Raw genomic sequence first — 19415 nt, 5'->3', positions numbered from 1 at the left:
GAAGCGGGGGCCGGTCGCCGGACCGGCCCCCGCGGGGCTGTGCGGTCAGCTACTGGCGGCCAGGAGCTGGTTCACCTGGTCGGTCGCGGTTTTCAGCAGCTTGTCGATGTCGGCGCCCTTGTTGGTGAGCACGCCTGACATCACGGTGTCGAGCACGGTGTAGACCTTCTGGGCGTTCGGCGGCTCGGCGAGCACGGGGGTGTCGACCCCGGTGTAGGCCTTGAAGTTGTCCACCGGGATGGTCGCGCTGGCGGCCTTGAGCGTGTTGTCCTGGTCCTTGGCCGCGCCGGTGAAGAAGAACGGCTCGGGCAGGCCGACCGGCAGGCCGTCCGCCTTGGTGCGCGGGTAGTTGAACTGGCCCTTGCCGAGCGTCAGGTACTTGAAGTTGATCCAGGCGATGCCGGCCTTGATCTGGTCGGGGCTGTCCGACTTCTTGAACATGTAGTCGTTGCCGCCCATGAGCGCGATCTTGCCGCCCGGGATCGGGCCCATGCCCAGGTCCTTGTAGTCGGCGTGGTACTGCTGGACCTCCAGCGTCACGTCGTCGGGCGCGCCGACGTACATGCCGATCTTGCCGGTGCCCATCGCCTTCTGGACGTCGCCCCACTGCACGCCGGGGTTGGCCGGCATGGACTTGTCGGTCCAGCGCATGTCGTGCAGGGTCTGGAGGACCTGCTTGGTCTCGGGGGTGTCGAAGGTGGCCTTGGTGCCGTCGTCGCTCACCGCGTGGACGCCCACGCCGTTCATCTCCGAGACCAGGTGCCAGCCGCCCTGGTTGCCGCCGGAGTTGTCCATGTAGCCGGTGATGCCCTTGCTGCCGAGCTTGTCGGAGATCACCTTGGCGTCCTGGCGGACCTCGTCCCAGGTGGTGGGCGGGCTGTTCGGGTCGAGCCCCGCCTCCTGGAAGATCTTGCGGTTGTAGATCAGGCCCATCTTGTAGTTCGCGGTGGGCAGGCCGTACAGCTTCCCGCCGTCCTTGAGGACGTCGAGCACGCTCGGGTCGATGCCCGCCAGGTTCGGGATCGTCTTGGCGTTGACGTAGTCCGAGATGTCGGCGGCCTGGCCGGCGTCGAGCACCTGCTCGAGGTCGGTGTAGTACGTGTAGAACGTGTCCGTCTGGGTGCCGGCCTGCAGTTGGGCGGTGAACTTGGCCGGGTCCTCGCAGGGGAACGCGTCCTTGCTCTTGACCGTGACGTTCGGGTAGATCTTGTTGAACGCGGCTACGTCGTCGATCCACTCCTTGCGCTCGGCCTTCTTCGTGGTCGGCGGCTCGCAGTCGACGCTGATGGTCACCTTGGTCTTCGGGTCCAAGGGGGTTCCGGCGCTGGCGCTGCTGGTCTTGCTCCCGGAGTCGTCGTTCTTGCTGCTGGAACACGCGGCACCGGTCAACCCGATCCCCGCGACCAGCGCGACTGCCACCAGTCTGCGGTAGCCGATTCTGCTCATGTTCTGCCCTTCCCCTGAACCACTGCGCGTCGTTGGACTGCGATCTGGGACCCCCGTGGCACGTGAGGCACATGCTGTCCGGCGCGAGAGTGCGCCGCCGTCCCGGGTTGGCTCAACGTACTTAACCCGATAGATGTCCGCAAGATGTCGCGCGAATTTCGCAAAGACACGACTCGGTCACGACGGAGGGTGGACGCCCCGACGGGCGAGGAGAGCAGGCAGGGGCGCTGGGAGGTGTCCCAGCGCCCCTGAGAGGTGAACGTCGCCGCGGGAGCCACCGGGAGGCCCGGGGGAGCGGCACCACCGCCGGAGGTCTACGCGTTGGCGCGCGAGTCCGGGTGGGGGATGCGGGCCGTGTCGCGGGCCGGCCCCGTGGAACCGCGGACCACCAGCTCCGGCTCGAAGAACAGCTCGTCGTGGTCGACCGAGGCCCCGCTGATCTCTCCGGCGAGCAGGTCCACCGCGGCCCGCCCCATCGCCTCGATCGGCTGCCGGACGGTGGTCAGCGGCGGCTCGGTGCAGTTCATCAGCGAGGAGTCGTCGTAGCCGATCACCGAGACGTCCTCGGGCACGGACAGCCGGCGGCGGCGGGCGGCCCTGATCGTGCCGAGGGCCAGCAGGTCGGACGCGCAGATGAACGCCGTGATCCCGCGGGCCAGCAGCCGGCTGGCCGCGGCCTGCCCGCCCTCCAGCGTGAACAGCGCGTGCTCCACGGTGACCGACGGGTCGACCCGGCGGGCGGCGGCGAGCTTGCGGCGGGAGGGCACGTGGTCCGGCGGGCCGAGCACCAGCGCGATCCGCTGGTGGCCGAGGGAGATGAGGTGGTTCATCGCCTGCTCGACCGCGACCGCGTCGTCGCACGAGACGCGGGGGAAGTCGAGGTGGTCGATCGCCGCGTTCATCAGCACGGTGGGCAGGTTGCGTTCGGCGAGGCGGGCGTAGTGGTCGTGGGGTGACTCGGCCTGGGCGTAGAGCCCGCCGAAGAAGACCACACCGGAGACGTGCTGCTGGAGCAGCAACTCCACGTAGTCGGCCTCCGATACGCCGCCGGCGGTCTGCGTGCACAGCACGGGGGTGAATCCCTGCTGCGCCAGCGCGCCGCCGACGACCTCCGCGAAAGCGGGGAAGATGGGGTTCTGCAGCTCGGGCATGACCATGCCGACCAGCCGGGCGCGTTCCCCGCGCAGCTGGGTGGGCCGTTCGTATCCGAGCACGTCAAGGGCGGTGAGGACCGCGGCCCGGGTCGCGTCGGAGACGCCCGGCTTTCCGTTCAGCACGCGGCTGACGGTGGCCTCGCTCACCCCGACCTTCTTTGCCACCTCGGCAAGTCGTCGTGTCATGGCGTCGATTCTAGTACAGCTATCGCAAGTTTCTTGCAGTCTATTTGCGGAATCTCTGCAAGTCATCCAATTCTTGCGTCATCTGATCGACATCTTTCCGCGTCCTGTCGGCCATCCCGGGGCCCCGGTGTTCCGTCGGTGACCCCGGGCGCACAAACGCCCCGGCGGGGGACGGGAACTCCCCGTCCCCCGCCGGGGCTCCGATGTCCGCGCGCTCAGGAGAGCGACGTGCCGCCGCCCTCACCGTGCCGGCGCAGGTGCAGCGCGCGCAGGGCGATCTCCGTGGCGAAGCGGTCGTCGGGATGGGCGAGCTGGTCGCCGAAGGCGCGGTCGAGAATGCGCAGGCGGTAGCGGACCGTCTGCGGGTGGACCCCCAACTGGTCGGCGACCTGGCCCGCGGTGCCGCGGGTGGTCAGCCAGATCCGCAGGGTGTCGATCAGCCGGGCGCGCTGCGCCGGGGTCAACCCGACGAGCGGCGCCAGGTACTTGCGGGCCATCTGGTCAGCCAGCGCCGGGTCGCCCAGCAGCCACAGCGGCAGCAGGTGGTCCTCGCTGAGGATCAGGGAGTCGTCGTCGGGCCCGCCCGAGCCGACCACCCCGGAACCGGCGAGCGCCAGCGTGTGCCGGGCCCATCGCAGGGAGTCCGCCGCCTCGCCGAGCTTCGTGGTCAGTCCGACCGCGGCCCGGCAGCCGCCGAGCGCGCCGGACAGCGAGGCGCGCCGCTCCTCGGTGAACGGCCCCGGCACCAGCAGATGCGGCTCGGGATCGGCGAAGTCCTGGAGCACGTCGCGGTCGAGCGCGCTGCGGGCCGGCCGGGTGCCGGGGGCGACGGCCACCATCGTGATCTCCTCCGGCAGCGGCCACGCCGCGTGCTCGGCGAGTTCGGCCAGCGCGCTGCGCGCCACCGCGGTGCCGCCCAGGATGCGCCGCAGCAGCCGGCGCCGCCGGTTGTCCGGCTCCTCGCCCAACTCGGCGAGCGCCTGCACGTATCCCTCGCGGGAGAGTTCGGCCAGGTCGCCCATGTAGGCGAAGAGCGCGTCGGCGAAGGTCAGCATGAAGGACGCCGACAGGTTGTAGCGGCGCCCCACCGTGCGCACCCGGCGCAGGGCCACCTGGCAGCCGATCCGGTACGCGGCCTGGAGGTTGTCCAGGCTGCGGCCCTCGTACGCCTCGAACCGGCCGAACCGGCGGCACAGGTCGTCGCGCAGCGAGGTGGTGGCGGTGGGGGCGGCGACCCGGTCCACGAACGTGGCGATGCTCTGCTCGATCCCGATTTTGATCACCCGGCTGTTGGGGCCCTCCAGGAGGTGCCCGTATTCGGGGATCGCGGTGACGATTTCAGCGGCCATCTCTTTTAATAAGCTGGGTAGTTCAGGGCGCATGATGGCGGCGAACTCCCGCGGAATCGGTCCCGGCGACTCCGCATGATCCGGGGTCTGCCGCATTACGGTCATACCCGCCCCCTCCCGTGCGCCCCATCGCGCGTCGGTGACCTCGCTGCAAGATAGACCAAACGTCTACGGAGCGCAGCCCCGCGGACACGGAAACGTTGTCGGCCCAGGCTGCGCGGCTCCCTCGCGGACGCGGCGGGGAGACCGTACCGCAGGGGCGCCGTGCCGTGCCGCGCGTCGGGCCGTGATGCGGGGCGCGGGGCGGCCCGGGCGTCTGCAAGTGCTCACTCTCTTACAAAGCGGCGGGTGGCGATGTTGCCCCGGTGACAGAAAAATACCGGCCGGTAGCGGCCGGTGGAGATTCTTCGTTCCGATTGTTGCGCCGTCCTGTTACCCGTGCGTAACGTCCTCCCCCGCAAGGGCAACCGACTGGAATCGGTACCCCACGTTCCAGGTAGTGAGTCGCAACCGAATTGCGCCCGAGCAGCGCAGACATCGGTTTTATCAGGCACGCCAACTCCCAGGAAGGAACAGCCCGTGCGTAAGATCTCGCCTCTCGTCAAGGGCGGTGTCGTCACCGGCGCCGCGTTCGCCGCGGCCATCGGCCTCGCCATCAGCCCCGCCTCCGCGGCCGGCACGTGGACGGTCACCGGTGGCGGCTCGTTCACCGGCACCTCGACCAACACCGTGCTGAAGGACACCGTCACCGGCACCACCCTCACCTGCAAGACGTCCACCGCGACCGGCAGCGCGGCGAACACGACCGGCGCCAGCGGCACCGGCATCGGGTCGATCGCCACCGTGTCGTGGAGCAGCTGCTCCGGGCCGCTGGGCATCACCTTCACCGTCACGGCCGACGGCCTGCCGTGGGCCCTGAACGCGGTCAGCTACAGCGGCGGCGTCACCACCGGCACCCTCACCGGCGTCAAGGCGCACATCAGCGGCCTCGGCTGCACCGCCACCTTCGCCGGCGCCACCTCCACCACGGCGGCCACGCTGAACGTGAGCTACACCAACTCCACCCACGACCTGAAGGTGCTGGGCACCGGCAACCTGCACGCGTACAACGTGTCGGGCACCTGCCTCGGCCTGATCAACACCGGTGACGCGACCACGTACAGCGGTGACTACGGCCTCAGCCCCGCCACCCTCGCGATCACCTCGCCGTGACCGAGTACGGCTCCTAGCGGTCGGATCGCTGCACCGCCGCACCGCTGTACCACCGCACCAGCAGGGACCCCGGCCCGCGGTCTGAGGCCGGGGTCCCTGTGCCAGGCGGGAGGGGCGCCCGGGGACTCACTGGAGGACAAGATTCCGGTTGGTGTTTGTCACCGGATGACAAGAATTCCCGGCTCCGGAAATTCGCCGGATCTTCGGCTGTTCGATCACTTGTCCGCCCTTATTACCCACACGTAATGTCCTGCCGCCAGGGCTGGAAGAGGAGTTCGGAAATGAGGGGTGCCGTGCGCGTGAGCCGACCGCGTCCGCGTCGGGTGGTGCAGCTCGCGGGCGTCGGGGCCGCCGCCCTCCTGGCGGGGCTGCTGCCGGGCACGGACTCCGCGGCGAGCGGCGGGGCCGACGGAGTGTCGCTGGCCTACACCTGCCAGTTCGGCGCCGGCCAGGACCCGCAGGACATCAGCGTCGGCATCAAGCAGGCGTACCCCGCCGACGGAACCGTCGGCAAGCCGATCCAGCCGGGCGACCTGACGCTGACCGTCGGCATCCCGCGGGCCGCGGTCACCGCGCTGGTCCCGGCCGAGGCCGACACCCTCGCCGGCGGCGCCGACATGAAGACGAACGTCACCCAGGGCACCTCGCGCACCGTGGTGGTCTGGCCGGACCTGACCGCCGAGCCCGCCGCGGTGGCCGGCAGCGGGGACCTGGACCTGGTCTTCACCGGCAAGGTGCCCGGGGTGTCGGTGACCGCCGGGGGAGACCTGGTCTTCGCGGCCGGCGACCTGGACCTGACGCTACGTCCGCAGGCCGCGGCCGGCACACCCACCGACCCCGGTACACCCACCGACCCCGGCACGCCGAGCGACCCCGGCACACCCGGCGCGCCCTCCGCCCCGGCCGACTCTGCCGCGGACACGGGCGGTTCGACGGGCGGTGCCGCCGACAGCCCGGCCGACGCGGCCGGCGGCAAGCCCACCGGCGTCGGCGCCTCCGCCGACGGCGGCACCGCGCAGGCACTCGCCGACATCACCGGGCTGTGCGCGGCCAAGGCCGGGCAGGACATCACGCTCGCGACGGTCGCCGTGCCCGGCGGCGATCCGACGACCGGCACGGGCGCCCCGAGCGGCCCCACGGGATCGGGCGGGACACCGTCCGGCTCCGCGTCATCCTCCGCGTCGGCGGGCGGCTCGTCCGACGGCACCCGCAGCACCATCGTCCCGCTCGACGACTCCCCACCGCACTCGGGACGGACCGACTGCGACCCCGTGCCGAAGGGCGACCTGGACCCGAAACGGCTGCCCACCCCACCGGACGGCGCCATCATCCTGCCCCCGGCCGGCGTGGTCTATCCGGACGCCCGCCTGTGCGGGTACTTCACCGGCTTCTCCAACGTCAACAAGCTCAACGGCGCGATGATCGTCAACGACCCCCATGGCACACCGGGCCTGGCCACCATCAACTCCGACCGCCGGCTGGCCGTCGTCCCCAGCATCAACTACTACGAGCAGGACTCCCTCCTGGGGATCCAACTGCCCGCGTCGCACTCGACCTTCCTCTCCTTCGGGTTCGTGCCCATCACCGCGGACGTGGACTTCGTCACGGACGGCCCCATGACCATCGTCAGCACCGGCTACCCCGCGCTGGGAATCCCCCAGATCACCACGGTCGGCGGCTACCAGGACCTGCGGATCAGCAACGTGAAGGTCAACGGCGTCGCCATGAACGTCGGGTCGGGCTGCCACACCTCCAAGCCGCTGGACGTCGTCCTCACCGGACGCCAGGACGAGGGCCTGCCCGACGACGACGGAAGGCCGGACTACGACATCCGGACCGGGGGCCCGCTCATGGACGACAACCTGGTCATCCCACCGTTCACCGGCTGCGTCACGCCCGACGGCGACGACCTGGACCCGCTCTTCACGGCGTCCCTGTCCGGATCGAAGAACACGCTCAACTTCGTCCAGGCGCCCCTGTGTTCGCCGGACGACGGCACCACCCCGGAGAACTGCGAGGAGCCCGACATCCCGATCCCGCAGCTTCCGGTCCGCGCCGGGTCCACCAGGTGACGGCCGCACCCCGCGGTGCCGTACCCCGCCTCCCCGCACCCCGCAGCCGCGTACCGCGCCGTCCCGTCCACCGCACGACCGCCCCCCACCCGTCCGTCCACCCCACCCACCCCCGGGAGGTGCCATGGGAATCGAAGTGATCGTCGAGGGCCTGACGAAGTCCTTCGGCAAACAGACCGTCTGGGAGGACGTGACGCTCACGCTGCCCCCCGGCGAGGTCAGCGTGATGCTCGGTCCCTCCGGCACCGGCAAGACCGTCTTCCTGAAGTCCGTGATCGGCCTGCTCAAACCGGAGCGGGGGCGGGTGATGGTGAACGGCGTCGACATGGTCGGCGGCAAGGAACGGGACATCTACGAGACCCGCAAGCTCTTCGGCCTGATGTTCCAGGACGGCGCGCTGTTCGGCTCGATGAACCTCTTCGACAACATCGCCTTCCCGCTGCGCGAGCACACCCGCAAGAAGGAGTCGGAGATCCGCCGCATCGTCATGGAGCGGATGGACATGGTCGGCCTGCTCGGCTCCGAGCGGAAACTGCCCGGCGAGATCTCCGGCGGCATGCGCAAACGCGCCGGGCTGGCCCGCGCGCTGGTGCTCGACCCGCAGATCATCCTGTGCGACGAGCCGGACTCCGGGCTCGACCCGGTGCGCACCTCCTACATCTCGCAGCAGTTGATCGACCTCAACGCGCAGATCGACGCCACCATGCTGATCGTCACCCACAACCTCGACATCGCCGCGACCGTGCCGGACAACATGGGCATGCTCTTCCGCCGCCGGCTGGTCACCTTCGGGCCCCGCGAACTGCTGCTCACCAGCGACGAACCGGTGGTGCGGCAGTTCCTGGGCGGCCGCAAGGAGGGCCCGATCGGGATGGCCGAGGAGAAGGACGAGGCGACCCTCGCCCGCGAGCAGCTCACCCTCAGCGACGAGCGGCCGCTCCGGATCGCCCCCCAGCTCGAACCCAGCCCCGGTCTGCCGCCGCGCGCCGCGGTGCAGCGCCGCCGGGCGCGGGTGCTGGCGATGTGGGACGACCTGCCCGCGGCCGCGCGCACGGCCATGAAGGCCGGGCTCGCCCCGGTGGCCGCCCCCGTACAGGAGGAGCACGCATGACCGCCTCCGCCGCGGCGGTGGCCGCGTGAGCGCGCCGCCGGTACCGGAGTCCGCCCCGGAGACGACACCGCGCGCCGCGACGGTGCCCCGCCGACCCTTCCCCGGCACCGGCGCGCTGCGCGAGACCGGGCAACTGGTGACGCTCGCGGCCACCACCGTCCGGGACACCTTCCGCCGGCCGTTCCAGGTCCGCGAGCTGATCGAGCAGTTCTGGTTCGTGGCGAGCGTGACGATCCTGCCCGCGGCGCTGGTGTCCATCCCGTTCGGCGCGGTGATCGCCCTCCAGGTCGGCTCGCTGGCCCAGCAGTTGGGCGCGCAGTCGTTCACCGGCGGGGCGAGCGTGCTCGCGGTGATCCAGCAGGCCAGCCCGCTGATCGTGGCGCTGCTGATCGCCGGCGCCGGCGGCAGCGCCATCTGCGCGGACCTCGGCTCGCGCAAGATCCGCGAGGAACTGGACGCGATGGAGGTGATGGGCGTCTCGCCGGTGCAGCGGCTGATCGTGCCGCGGGTGCTGGCCACCATGCTCGTCGCGCTCCTGCTCAACGGCCTGGTCTCGGTGGTCGGCACCGCCGGCGGCTACTTCTTCAACGTGATCGTGCAGCACGGCACCCCGGGCGCCTACCTGTCCAGCTTCTCCGCGCTCGCCCAACTGCCGGACCTGTACATCTCGGAGATCAAGGCGGTCATCTTCGGGTTCATCGCCGGCATCGTCGCCGCCTACCGCGGGCTGCATCCCAAGGGCGGCCCGAAGGGCGTCGGCGACGCGGTGAACCAGTCCGTGGTCATCACCTTCCTGCTGCTGTTCGTGGTCAACGTGGTCCTCACCGCGATCTACCTGCAACTCGTGCCGCAGAAGGGAGCCTGAGCGATGGCCCTGCTCGACAAGGACGCCCCGCGGCCCGAGCCGCCCGAGCCCGCCGCGCCGCCGCGCCGCCGCCGCGTGCGCCCGGACCGCTGGCTGCGCTGGCTGGACGAGACCGGCGACCACCTGCTCTTCCACATCCGGGCCGTGCTGTGGGTGCCGCGCACCCTGCGCCGCTACCTCAGGGAGGTGCAGCGGCTGCTCGCCGAGGTGGCCTTCGGCAGCGGCGGCCTGAGCGTGATCGGCGGCACCGTCGGCGTGATGATCGGCATGACGCTCGCCACCGGCACCGTCGTGGGCCTCCAGGGCTACGCGGCGATGAACGAACTGGGCACCGCCGCGTTCACCGGCTTCATCTCCGCCTACTTCAACACCCGCGAGATCGCGCCGCTGATCGCCGGACTCGCGCTGTCCGCGACCGTCGGCGCCGGGTTCACCGCCCAGCTCGGCGCGATGCGGATCAACGAGGAGGTCGACGCGCTGGAGAGCATGGGCGTGCGCTCGATGCCGTACCTCGTCACCACCCGGATCATCGCCGGCGTGGTCGCCATCATCCCGCTCTACGGCATCGGCCTGCTCAGCAGTTACGCGGCCTCCCGGCTGGTGACCGTGTGGTTCAACGGCCAGTCGTCGGGCACCTACGACCACTACTTCAACCTCTTCCTCGCACCGGAGGACGTACTGCTGTCCATACTGAAGGTGCTGATCTTCAGCGTCGTGGTGATCCTCGCGCACTGCTACTACGGCTTCACCGCCAAGGGCGGCCCGGCCGGTGTCGGCATCGCGGTCGGCCGGTCGGTGCGCAACGCGATCGTGATCATCTCGCTCACCGACTTCTTCCTGTCGCTGGCGCTGTGGGGCGCCACCACCACCGTGCGGGTGGCGGGATGACGACCACCGACACCCGTACCCCCGGCCCGGCGCCGACCCCGCCCGCCCCGCCGGTCCGCCCGCTGCGCGGCCGCGGGAGCGGCGCCGCCCGCCGCCGCACCGCCGGCATCATCTTCCTGCTGGTGCCCGCGCTGCTCGCCTGGCTCGCGGTCGCGGTCTACGACAAGTCGTTCACCGACTCCGCGACGGTCACGGTGGACACCGGCAGCGCCGGCAACGAGATGAACCAGGGCGCCGACGTGAAGCTGCGCGGGGTCGTGGTCGGCCGGGTCACCGCCATCCACGCCAACGGCACCGGCGCCCGGCTGACGCTGGCCATCGACCCGGGCAAGCTGCACCAGATCCCGGCCGGGGTCACCGCGCAGATGCTGCCGACCACGCTCTTCGGCGAGCGGTTCGTCGCGCTCGTGCCGCCGGTCGGCACGTCCTCGGGCGGCCCGTCGCTCGCCGCGCACACCACCATCCCGCAGGACCGCTCGGCCGACGCCGTCGAACTCGAACAGGTCCTGGACAACGTGATGCCGCTGCTGACGGCGGTGCAGCCGCAGAAGCTCGCCGCCACCCTCAACGCGGTCTCCACCGCCCTGGACGGCCGCGGCGGGGAACTCGGCAGCACCCTGGTCCGGCTCGACCAGTACCTCACCCGGCTGAACCCCCAACTGCCCGCGCTCACCGACGACATCAAACAGCTCGTGACGGTCAGCACCACCTACGCCGAGGCCGCGCCCGACATCGTGCAGGCGCTCACCGACTTCACCGAGACCAGCGGCACCATCGCCGAGCAGCAGGCCAACCTCAGCACGCTGTACGGCTCGGCGACCGCCACCGCGCAGGACCTCACCACCTACCTGCGCCAGAACCAGCAGAACCTGATCCACCTCGCCGCCGACAGCCGCGGCACCCTGCAACTGCTCGCCGAGTACGCCCCGTCCTTCCCCTGCACGCTGCGCACCCTCGCCGACTTCGTGCCGGCCATGGACAAGGCGCTCGGCAAGGGCACCGACGAGCCCGGGCTGCACGTGAACGTCACCGCCGTCGCCTCCCGCGGGAAGTACGTCGCCGGCAAGGACACCCCGGTCTACGACGCGAGCGGCGGCCCGCAGTGCTACCCGGTCCCGTACACCGGCCGCGGCACCGCTCCGATCGCCAACTCGCCGCAGGAGAACGAGCTGGTCAACGAGCTGCTCGCGCCGAGCATGGACACCGCGCCGCAGGACCTGCCGGACTGGAGCAGCCTGCTGACCGGACCGGTCTACCGCGGGGCGGAGGTGACGGTGAAGTGAACCGCCGCAGCCTGACCGGGCCGATCATCAAGTCGCTGATCTTCATCCTGGTCACCGCCTTCGCCACCACGGTGCTCGCGGTGAGCATCGCGGGCGCCGGGGTCGGCGACACCTCCGGCTACAACGCCGAGTTCACCGACACCACCGGGCTCAACAAGGGCGACAGCGTCCGGATCGCCGGCGTCAAGGTCGGCGAGGTCCAGTCGATCAAGGTGGTCCGGCACCGGATCGCCGAGGTGCACTTCTCGGTGCGCAAGGGCCGCACCCTGCCCGCCTCGGCCACCGCCACCATCAAGTACCTCAACCTCGTCGGCCAGCGCTACATCGACCTGGAGCAGGGCAGCGGCCCGGTCGGCGGCAGCCTGCACCCGGGCGGCACCATCCCCCTCGGCCGGACCACGCCCGCGCTGGACCTCACCGAACTCTTCAACGGCTTCCAGCCGCTCTTCGAGGGCCTGTCCCCGAAGGACGTCAACCAGTTGTCCGGGGAGATCGTGCAGGTGCTCCAGGGCGAGGGCGGCACCGTGGACAGCCTGATCACCAACGTCGGCTCGCTCACCACCACACTCGCCGCCAAGGACCAGGTGATCGGCCAGGTGATCGACAACCTCAACTCGGTGCTGACCACCGTCAACACCCGCGAGGCCGGCTTCAACGACCTGATCACCTCGCTCCAGCAACTCGTCACCGGCTTCTCCGCGGACCGCGAGCCGATCGGCCGGTCCATCACCGCCATCTCCCAGCTCACCACCAGCACCGCCGGGCTGCTCCAGGACGGCCGGCAGCCGCTGAAGAACTCCATCGCCCAGCTCAACCGGGTCTCCACCAACCTCGGCGACAACACGCCCCAGTTGGAGAAGTTCCTCACCACCACGCCGGGCAAGCTCCAGACCATCGGCCGGCTCGCCTCCTACGGCTCCTGGCTCAACCTCTACCTGTGCCAGGCCACGGTGAGCGGCGTCACCACCTCCGACGGCAGCGCACCGTCCACCGGCATAGCGATCACCGAATCGAGGTGCCGGTCATGAGGCTGGCGGTCCCCGCGCTGCGCCTGCGCGACCCCGCCCGGCGCGGCCCGCTCTTCCGGCCGCTGCGCGAGCGCAACCAGGTCGCCGTCGGCGTCGTCGGCCTGGTGGTGCTGGTGCTGCTCAGCCTGGTCGCGTACAACGCGGACGCGCTGCCGCTGATCGGCGGCGGCACCACGTACTCGGCCGACTTCACCGAGGCGGCCGGCCTGAAGAGCGGCAACGAGGTGCGGGTCGCCGGCGTGAAGGTCGGCAAGGTCACCCACGTCGGGCTGGACGGCGCGCAGGTGAAGGTGACCTTCCGGGTCCGGCACACCTGGATCGGCGACGCCAGCACCGCCGCCATCGGCATCAAGACGCTGCTCGGGGAGAAGTACCTCGCGCTGGACCCGCTCGGCGCCGCCGAGCAGGACCCCGGCCGCACCATCCCCAAGTCCCGCACCACGTCGCCCTATGACGTCACGCAGGCGTTCAACGGCCTCGGGCAGACCTTCGGCGTGATCGACACCGACCAGCTCGCCGCGAGCTTCCAGGCGATCTCCGACACCTTCAAGGACACCCCGGCCTCGGTGCGGACCGCCGCCACCGGACTGTCCTCGCTGTCGAAGACCATCTCCAGCCGCGACGCCCAGCTCGCGTCGCTGCTCAGCGGCAGCAAGCAGCTCACCAAGACCCTCTCCGACCAGAACAGCCGCTTCCAGCAGCTCATCTCCGACGGCAACCTGCTGCTCGGGGAGGTCGAGAAACGGCGGACCGCCATCCACTCCCTGCTCACCGGCACCCAGAACCTGGGCACCCAGCTCAACGGCCTGGTCGCCGACAACGACAAGCAGCTCGCCCCCACCCTGGACGCCCTCGACCGGGTGACCGGCGTGCTCCAGGCCAACCAGACCAGCCTGGACAAGGTGCTGGCGCTGGCCGGCCCCTACTACCAGGTGGTCGGCAACACCCTCGGCAACGGCCGCTGGTTCGACAGCTACCTGTGCGGGCTGGTGCCCAAGAGCTACCTGCCCAGCGGCACCCCGCCGGCCACCGGCTGCATGCCGCCCAAGGCGACCGGAGGAGCGTCGTGACCCTCTTCCCGCGGCGGCTGCGCCGCACCACCCGACTGACCCTGCCGGACCTGCACTGGGAAGACGAGGACGGCGCGGACGGCGAGGACGGCGGAGGGCCCGGGACCGGCGCGGGCGGCCCCGACGGCGCCGGGCGCGGCGGCCGGCGGGCACACCGGCGGCGGTTCGGCCGGGTGCCGCTGCACCGGGTGCCGCTACGCCGGGTGCCGCGCCGGGCGGTCTCTGTGGCGGTCGTGCTCGCGCTCGTCGCGGCCGCGGCCGTCACCGCCGGGTTCGTCGCCTTCGGCGGGCCGTCCGGCAAGCACGTCACCGCGTACTTCGACCGTACGGTCGGCGTGTACGCCGGCTCCGACCTGCGCATCCTCGGGGTGAAGGTCGGCACCGTGGAGTCGGTGAAGCCGCAGGGCAAGCAGGTCAAGGTGTCGCTGCGGCTGGACCACGGCATCAAGGTCCCGGCGAAGGCCGGCGCCGTGGTGGTCGCGCCCAGCGTGGTCGCCGACCGCTACGTCCAGCTCACCCCGGCGTACACCGGCGGCGCCCAACTGGCCGACCACGGCGTCATCCCGGCCAGCCGCACCGCGACGCCGGTCGAGATCGACCAGCTCTACGCCTCCGTCACCCAGCTCAGCAAGGCCCTCGGCCCCGACGGCGCGAACACCAACGGCGCCCTGTCGAACCTGCTCGACGTCGGCGCGCAGAACCTCAAGGGCAACGGCAAGGACATCGGCGACAGCATCGACCAGCTCGGCCAGGCGACCAAGACCCTCGACGGCCACAGCGACGACCTGTTCTCCACCCTCGCCTACCTCCAGTCCTTCACCACGATGCTCAAGGACAACGACGGCAAGGTGAAGGCCGCCACCGACCAGCTCTCCACGGTCAGCGGCTTCCTCGCCGACGACAAGGAGGACCTGGGCGGCGCGCTCCAGCAGTTGTCCACCGCGCTCGGCTCGGTGAAGACCTTCATCCAGGACAACCGCAGCCGGCTCAAGGCCAGCATCGCCAAGCTCACGCCGATCACCCAGACCCTGGTGGACCAGCGCGCCTCGCTCGCCGAACTCCTCGACGACGCGCCGCTGGCCGCCGACAACCTGCTCAACACGTACGACCCGAAGACCGGCACCCTCGACGGCCGCGCCGACATCAACGAGCTGAGCCTGGGCGGCAGCGTGGACCCGACCGACACGGCCGGCCCGGCCGCGGTCACGAAGGGGACCGCGGGGACCACGGCCAAGGCCACCGGCACGACCGCCTCCAAGGACGGCTCCGGTGCCGCCTCCGGGGCCGGCGACACGCCGCCGCTCCCGCTGCCACCGGTCGGCACGGTCTACGGCGGCACCACCGGCACCACCACCGGTAAGGGGGCGGCCCAGTGAACGCACGCCACGCGGCCGCCGCGGCCCTGCTCGCCACGACCGCCCTGACCCTCACCGGCTGCTCCTTCACCAACGTGCAGAACGTGCCGCTGCCCGGCGGCGCCGACCTCGGCAGCCACCCCTACACCGTCAGGGCCGAGTTCGCCGACGTGCTCGACCTGGTGCCGCAGGCGTCCGTGCGGGTCAACGACGTGGCCGTGGGCCGCGTCACCAAGATCGCGCTGGCGCGCGGCGGCTGGTCGGCGGTCGTCACGATGAAGCTCAACGGCAAGGTGAAGCTCCCGGCGAACGCCTACGCCCACCTGGAGCAGTCCAGCCTCCTCGGCGAGAAGTACGTCCAGCTCGCCGACCCGCCCAGCACCGAACCCGCCACCGGGCGACTGGAGGCCGGCGACACCATCCCCACCTCGCACACCAACCGCAACCCCGAGGTCGAGGAGGTCTTCGGGGCGCTCTCCCTGGTGCTCAACGGCGGCGGCATCCAGCAGATCCACACCATCAGCACCCAGCTCAACAAGGCGCTCAGCGGCAACAAACCGGCGGTGCGCGACATGCTCACCCAGGTCAACACCCTCGTCTCGGACCTGGACGCCCACAAGAAGGACATCACCGACGCCCTCGACGGCGTCAACAAGCTCTCCGCGACCCTCGCCACCCGCGACCAGAAGATCGGCACGGTGCTCACCGGCCTCAGCCCGGGTCTGAAGGTGCTGGAGCAGCAGCGCGGCTCGCTGGTCACCATGCTCCGCTCGCTCGACACCCTCTCCGGCGTGGCCACCGACACCGTCGACCGGAGCAAGGACGACATCGTGGCGGACCTGAAGTCGCTGGCCCCCACCCTCCAGCGGCTCGCCGACGCCGGCGACGACCTGCCCGACTCCCTCCAGGTGCTGCTCACCTACCCGTTCACCGACGAGGTGCTCAACGGGGTCAAGGGCGACTACCTCAACGTCTACCTCGACCTCACCGCCGCCTCCGGCACCCAGCTCATCCCCGAACTCCAGGCGGGCGACAGCGACTACCCGGGCCTGGCGGTCACGCCGTCGGCGAGGAAGTCCGGCCGGTCCGCGACGGACCTGCCGCTCCCGCTGCCCTCGGTCACCACCCCGACCTCCTCCGCCTCCGCGTCCTCAGGCTCCGCGTCCTCCGGTTCAGCGGCGCCCACGACGACGCCGTCCACCTCCTCGCCGTCCACCTCCTCGTCGGCCACCACCCCGGGGGGCCACTGATGCTGACCCGCGCCACCGTCGCCAAGAACATCGCCTTCCTGATCGTCGCCGTCCTCGTGATCGGCTTCGTCGGAGTCCGCTACGCCGACCTCGGCCGGTACGTCGGGCTGCGCGGCTACTACACCGTGGACGTCCAACTCCCGGAGACCGGCGGCCTGTTCGAGCACGCGGACGTCACCTACCGGGGCGTGTCGGTCGGCCGGGTCGGCGCGATCCGGCTCACCGGCGACGGCGTCGAGGCGGAACTGCGGATCGACAACTCCGCCCCGCACATCCCCACCCGGCTCACCGCGGTCGTGGCGAGCCTGTCCGCGGTCGGCGAGCAGTACATCGACCTCCAGCCGACCACCGCCGACGGGCCCTACCTGCACGGCGGTTCGACCATCGCGCAGGCCAGCACCAAGATCCCCGCGCCGGTCACCAACCTGCTCACGAGCGTCAACGACCTCACCAAGTCCGTGCCGCTGGACGCCCTGCGCACCGACGTGGACGAACTCGGCCTCGCGTTCAGCGGCCAGGGCGACAACCTCCAGTCGCTGCTCGACACCAGCAGCGAGTTCCTCACCGCCGCCGACGAGAACCTGCCCACCGACACCACGCTGATCGACGACGGCCGCACGGTGCTGCACACCCAGGCCGACGAGTCCGACGCGATCAGGAACTTCGCCACCAGCGCGAACCAGCTCGCCGCGCAGCTCGACGACTCCGACACCGACCTGCGCCGGCTGATCGCGGCCGCGCCCGGCGCCGCCACCCAGGTCTCGGCGCTGCTGCGGGACGTCGGCCCCAACCTCAGCGTGGTGCTCGCCAACCTGCTGACGACCTCCGACATCGCCGTCACCCGGCAGAACGGCATCCAGGAGTTCCTGGTGAAGATGCCGGCCGTGGCCGCCGCGGGCGCCTCGGCGGTGAAGGACGGCAAGCTGGACTTCGGCATGGCGGTCACCTTCTTCTCGCCGCTGCCGTGCACCTCGGGGTACGGCGGCACCACCTACCGCAACGGCCTGGACACCAGTCCGCCGGCCACCGCCTTCAACACCGCGGCCCGCTGCACCGCGCCCGCCTCCTCCGGGACCGACGTCCGCGGCTCCGCGCACGCTCCGGGCGGCGGGGGAGTGCCGGCGCCGGCGCAGCCCGGTTCGGTCCTGCCGACGACCACGCAGGCGGCCACGGCCGGCTCGCCCGCGGGGACCTCCGCCACGGCGGGCACGACCGCCGCGGGTCCGGCGCTGCCCGGCGCCCTCGCGCTGCCGGCGCTGCCCGCCGCCGGACCCACCACCATGGCGGGCCTGCTCGGACTGGAGGACCAACGATGAGCGGGACGGCGGAGACGGGGACGAAGACGGGGACGAAGACGGATACAGGGACGGGGACGGACCTGGGGACGGACCCGGGGACCGACCTGGAGACGGCGGCGGCGAAGCGGCCCTCGGCCGCGGGCGCGGAGCCGGAACCGGAGGACACGGAAGCGGAGGACACGGCCGCGGCGGCCGGGCGGAAGGCCGGCGTGCCCGGTGCCGACGCCGACCTGGACACCGGTGCCGGTGCCGGTGCATTTGCCGACGACGCCGCCACGTCGGACGGCCGCGCGCCGGGCCGGCGGGGCGCGGGCCTGGTCCGGGTGCTGCGGGCCCGGCGCACCGCGGTCGCCTGGGCCGCGGCGCTGGCCGTCGCGCTGCTGCTGGCCGGCTACTCCGCCTGGTCCTACGCCGACACCCGGGGCGACGACGCCCTGTCGTACGGCAAGGCCCGCGACGCCGCGCTCGGCGCGGGGGAGCGGGGCGTCGCGCGGCTCAACACCGTGGACGCCGCGCACGTCGACCGCGACCTCGACGGCTGGCTCGGCGTGACCACCGGACCGCTGCACGAACAGCTCACCCGGACCCACGCGTCCGACACCGCCACGATGAAGGCGGCCGGTACCACCACCGCCGGCACCGTCACGGACGCGGCCGTCACCGAACTCGACACGCGCGCCGGCACCGCCAAGCTCATCGTCACCGTTCAGGTCCGCCTCACCCCCAAGTCCGGTGCGGCCACCACCGATCGCAAGCGCTTCGAGGCCGACCTGGCGCGTACCGCCGGCACATGGAAACTCGCAGCCCTCACCGCGGTCCCGATCGGCGCGAGTTGAGGGGCAGGAAGTGACGACCGACATGACGGCGACGGATGGCATGACGACGACGGACGACATCGGGGAGCCCCGCGCGGCAGCCGGGGCGACCGCAGGGGACGCCGATCCCGCGGCGGCGGCCGCGCCCGGCGGCGGTTCGGAGCAGGCGGAAGCGGACGCGGAGGCGGGGACGGGCGGCCGGGACGGATGGGCCCGGCGGCTGGCGGGGCGGTTCCGGTCGTACGGCTGGCGGCGGCCGGCCGGGATCGCCGCGGTCGCCGTGCTGCTGCTGGGGTCCGGCGGGCTGCTGTACGCGGCGCAGGACCTCAAGGACCCGGCGGCCACCCGCAACCGCGCGCTCACCGACAGCGCCACCACCGATCAGGTGATCGGTGACGTCAGCAGCGCGCTCAGCGAGATCTTCGCGTACACGCCCGACGGCACCGACGCCACCGAGCAGGCCGCGCGCAGCGTCCTCGCGGGCGGCGCGGCCACCCAGTACCAGGCGCTGTTCGCGCAGATCAAGCAGAACGTCGCCGCCCAGCAACTCACCCTCACCACAAGGGTCGTACGCGCCGGCGTGGTCACCCTCACCGGCGACCGCGCCCGCCTGCTGGTCTTCCTCGACCAGACCGCGCAGCGCGCGGGTTCCACCGCCACCAGCGCGGCCGCCCAACTCTCGGTCACCGCCGAGCAGATGAACGGCCGCTGGCGGATCACCGCACTCAAGGCCCGCTAGGGGAGAGGCAGATGCCACGTATGCGTTTCGGCTCGCGCCCACCGCGCAAGGACGACCACCCCGCGAGCCCCGCGGCCCCGGCTGACACGGAGAGCACCGAGAGCACCGAGAGCACCGAGAGCTTGGAGAACACGGAGAGCGCCGAGAACGTGAAAAGCACGGAGAAGACGGAGCACACGGAGAGCGCCGAGGGAGCTGAGGACGGGTCGGCACCGGGCGGCGAGCCCGCCCGCGCCGGCGCGCAGGACACCGGTACCCCGGCCACGGCGGACGCCGCCGACGAGCAGGTCACCG

General features: G+C 71.5%; 16 protein-coding genes. 13 read left to right on the top strand and 3 right to left on the bottom strand.

Annotated features, from left to right (window positions below):
* Window positions 1-45: 45 nt before the first annotated feature.
* The 3 genes from RVR_RS09075 to RVR_RS09065 all read right to left on the bottom strand — a co-directional run bounded on the left by RVR_RS09075 (window position 46) and on the right by RVR_RS09065 (window position 4240).
* Window positions 46-1446, bottom strand: a complete 1401-nt coding sequence (locus RVR_RS09075) for an ABC transporter substrate-binding protein (protein WP_202233354.1) — start codon at window positions 1444-1446, stop codon at window positions 46-48.
* Between the two features lie 314 nt (window positions 1447-1760).
* Window positions 1761-2786 carry a LacI family DNA-binding transcriptional regulator gene (locus RVR_RS09070; protein ID WP_202233353.1) on the bottom strand — a complete coding sequence of 342 codons (1026 nt, stop codon included), beginning with the start codon at window positions 2784-2786 and terminating at the stop codon, window positions 1761-1763.
* Between the two features lie 215 nt (window positions 2787-3001).
* Complete coding sequence (locus RVR_RS09065) at window positions 3002-4240, bottom strand: PucR-like N-terminal domain-containing protein (protein ID WP_202233352.1); 1239 nt, start codon at window positions 4238-4240, stop codon at window positions 3002-3004.
* A gap of 474 nt (window positions 4241-4714) precedes the next feature.
* Here RVR_RS09065 and RVR_RS09060 point away from each other — a divergent pair, with 474 nt between their 5' ends.
* The 13 genes from RVR_RS09060 (at window position 4715) to RVR_RS09000 (ending at window position 19121) form a co-directional block, all read left to right on the top strand.
* Window positions 4715-5347: a hypothetical protein gene (locus RVR_RS09060; RefSeq protein WP_237404651.1), complete on the top strand. Its 633-nt coding sequence runs from the start codon at window positions 4715-4717 to the stop codon at window positions 5345-5347.
* A gap of 299 nt (window positions 5348-5646) precedes the next feature.
* The gene (locus RVR_RS09055; protein ID WP_202233351.1) at window positions 5647-7419 is read left to right on the top strand and encodes a DUF6801 domain-containing protein; all 1773 of its coding nucleotides are present in this window, start codon (window positions 5647-5649) and stop codon (window positions 7417-7419) included.
* A gap of 124 nt (window positions 7420-7543) precedes the next feature.
* A complete protein-coding gene (locus tag RVR_RS09050; RefSeq protein WP_202233350.1) occupies window positions 7544-8530 on the top strand; it encodes an ABC transporter ATP-binding protein in 987 nt (328 codons plus the stop codon).
* Between the two features lie 25 nt (window positions 8531-8555).
* Window positions 8556-9395: an MlaE family ABC transporter permease gene (locus RVR_RS09045; protein WP_430393113.1), complete on the top strand. Its 840-nt coding sequence runs from the start codon at window positions 8556-8558 to the stop codon at window positions 9393-9395.
* Between the two features lie 3 nt (window positions 9396-9398).
* The gene (locus RVR_RS09040; protein ID WP_202233349.1) at window positions 9399-10283 is read left to right on the top strand and encodes an MlaE family ABC transporter permease; all 885 of its coding nucleotides are present in this window, start codon (window positions 9399-9401) and stop codon (window positions 10281-10283) included.
* 62 nt (window positions 10284-10345) lie between these two features.
* Window positions 10346-11566 carry an MCE family protein gene (locus RVR_RS09035; protein WP_237405269.1) on the top strand — a complete coding sequence of 407 codons (1221 nt, stop codon included), beginning with the start codon at window positions 10346-10348 and terminating at the stop codon, window positions 11564-11566.
* A complete protein-coding gene (locus tag RVR_RS09030) occupies window positions 11563-12594 on the top strand; it encodes an MCE family protein (protein ID WP_202233347.1) in 1032 nt (343 codons plus the stop codon). The genes RVR_RS09035 and RVR_RS09030 overlap by 4 nt, the downstream gene beginning before the upstream one ends.
* Entirely contained in the window at window positions 12591-13664 is a 1074-nt protein-coding gene (locus RVR_RS09025) for an MCE family protein (protein ID WP_202233346.1), read from the top strand. The genes RVR_RS09030 and RVR_RS09025 overlap by 4 nt, the downstream gene beginning before the upstream one ends.
* A gap of 188 nt (window positions 13665-13852) precedes the next feature.
* Window positions 13853-15040: an MCE family protein gene (locus RVR_RS09020; RefSeq protein WP_237405268.1), complete on the top strand. Its 1188-nt coding sequence runs from the start codon at window positions 13853-13855 to the stop codon at window positions 15038-15040.
* Window positions 15037-16269, top strand: coding sequence for an MCE family protein (locus RVR_RS09015; protein ID WP_202233345.1), 1233 nt, complete (start codon window positions 15037-15039; stop codon window positions 16267-16269). The genes RVR_RS09020 and RVR_RS09015 overlap by 4 nt, the downstream gene beginning before the upstream one ends.
* Window positions 16269-17585, top strand: coding sequence for an MCE family protein (locus RVR_RS09010; protein WP_202233344.1), 1317 nt, complete (start codon window positions 16269-16271; stop codon window positions 17583-17585). Before RVR_RS09015 ends, RVR_RS09010 begins: the two co-directional genes overlap by 1 nt.
* Window positions 17582-18403, top strand: a complete 822-nt coding sequence (locus RVR_RS39115; protein WP_430393112.1) for a hypothetical protein — start codon at window positions 17582-17584, stop codon at window positions 18401-18403. The genes RVR_RS09010 and RVR_RS39115 overlap by 4 nt, the downstream gene beginning before the upstream one ends.
* A gap of 22 nt (window positions 18404-18425) precedes the next feature.
* Window positions 18426-19121, top strand: coding sequence for a nuclear transport factor 2 family protein (locus tag RVR_RS09000; RefSeq protein WP_202233343.1), 696 nt, complete (start codon window positions 18426-18428; stop codon window positions 19119-19121).
* Window positions 19122-19415: the final 294 nt, after the last annotated feature.

The sequence above is a fragment of the Streptomyces sp. SN-593 genome, from assembly GCF_016756395.1.
GTDB classification, from domain to species: Bacteria; Actinomycetota; Actinomycetes; order Streptomycetales; family Streptomycetaceae; genus Actinacidiphila; species Actinacidiphila reveromycinica.
The sequence above is the reverse complement of the archived record's forward strand: the minus strand, read 5'-3'. Positions and strand labels throughout refer to the sequence as shown.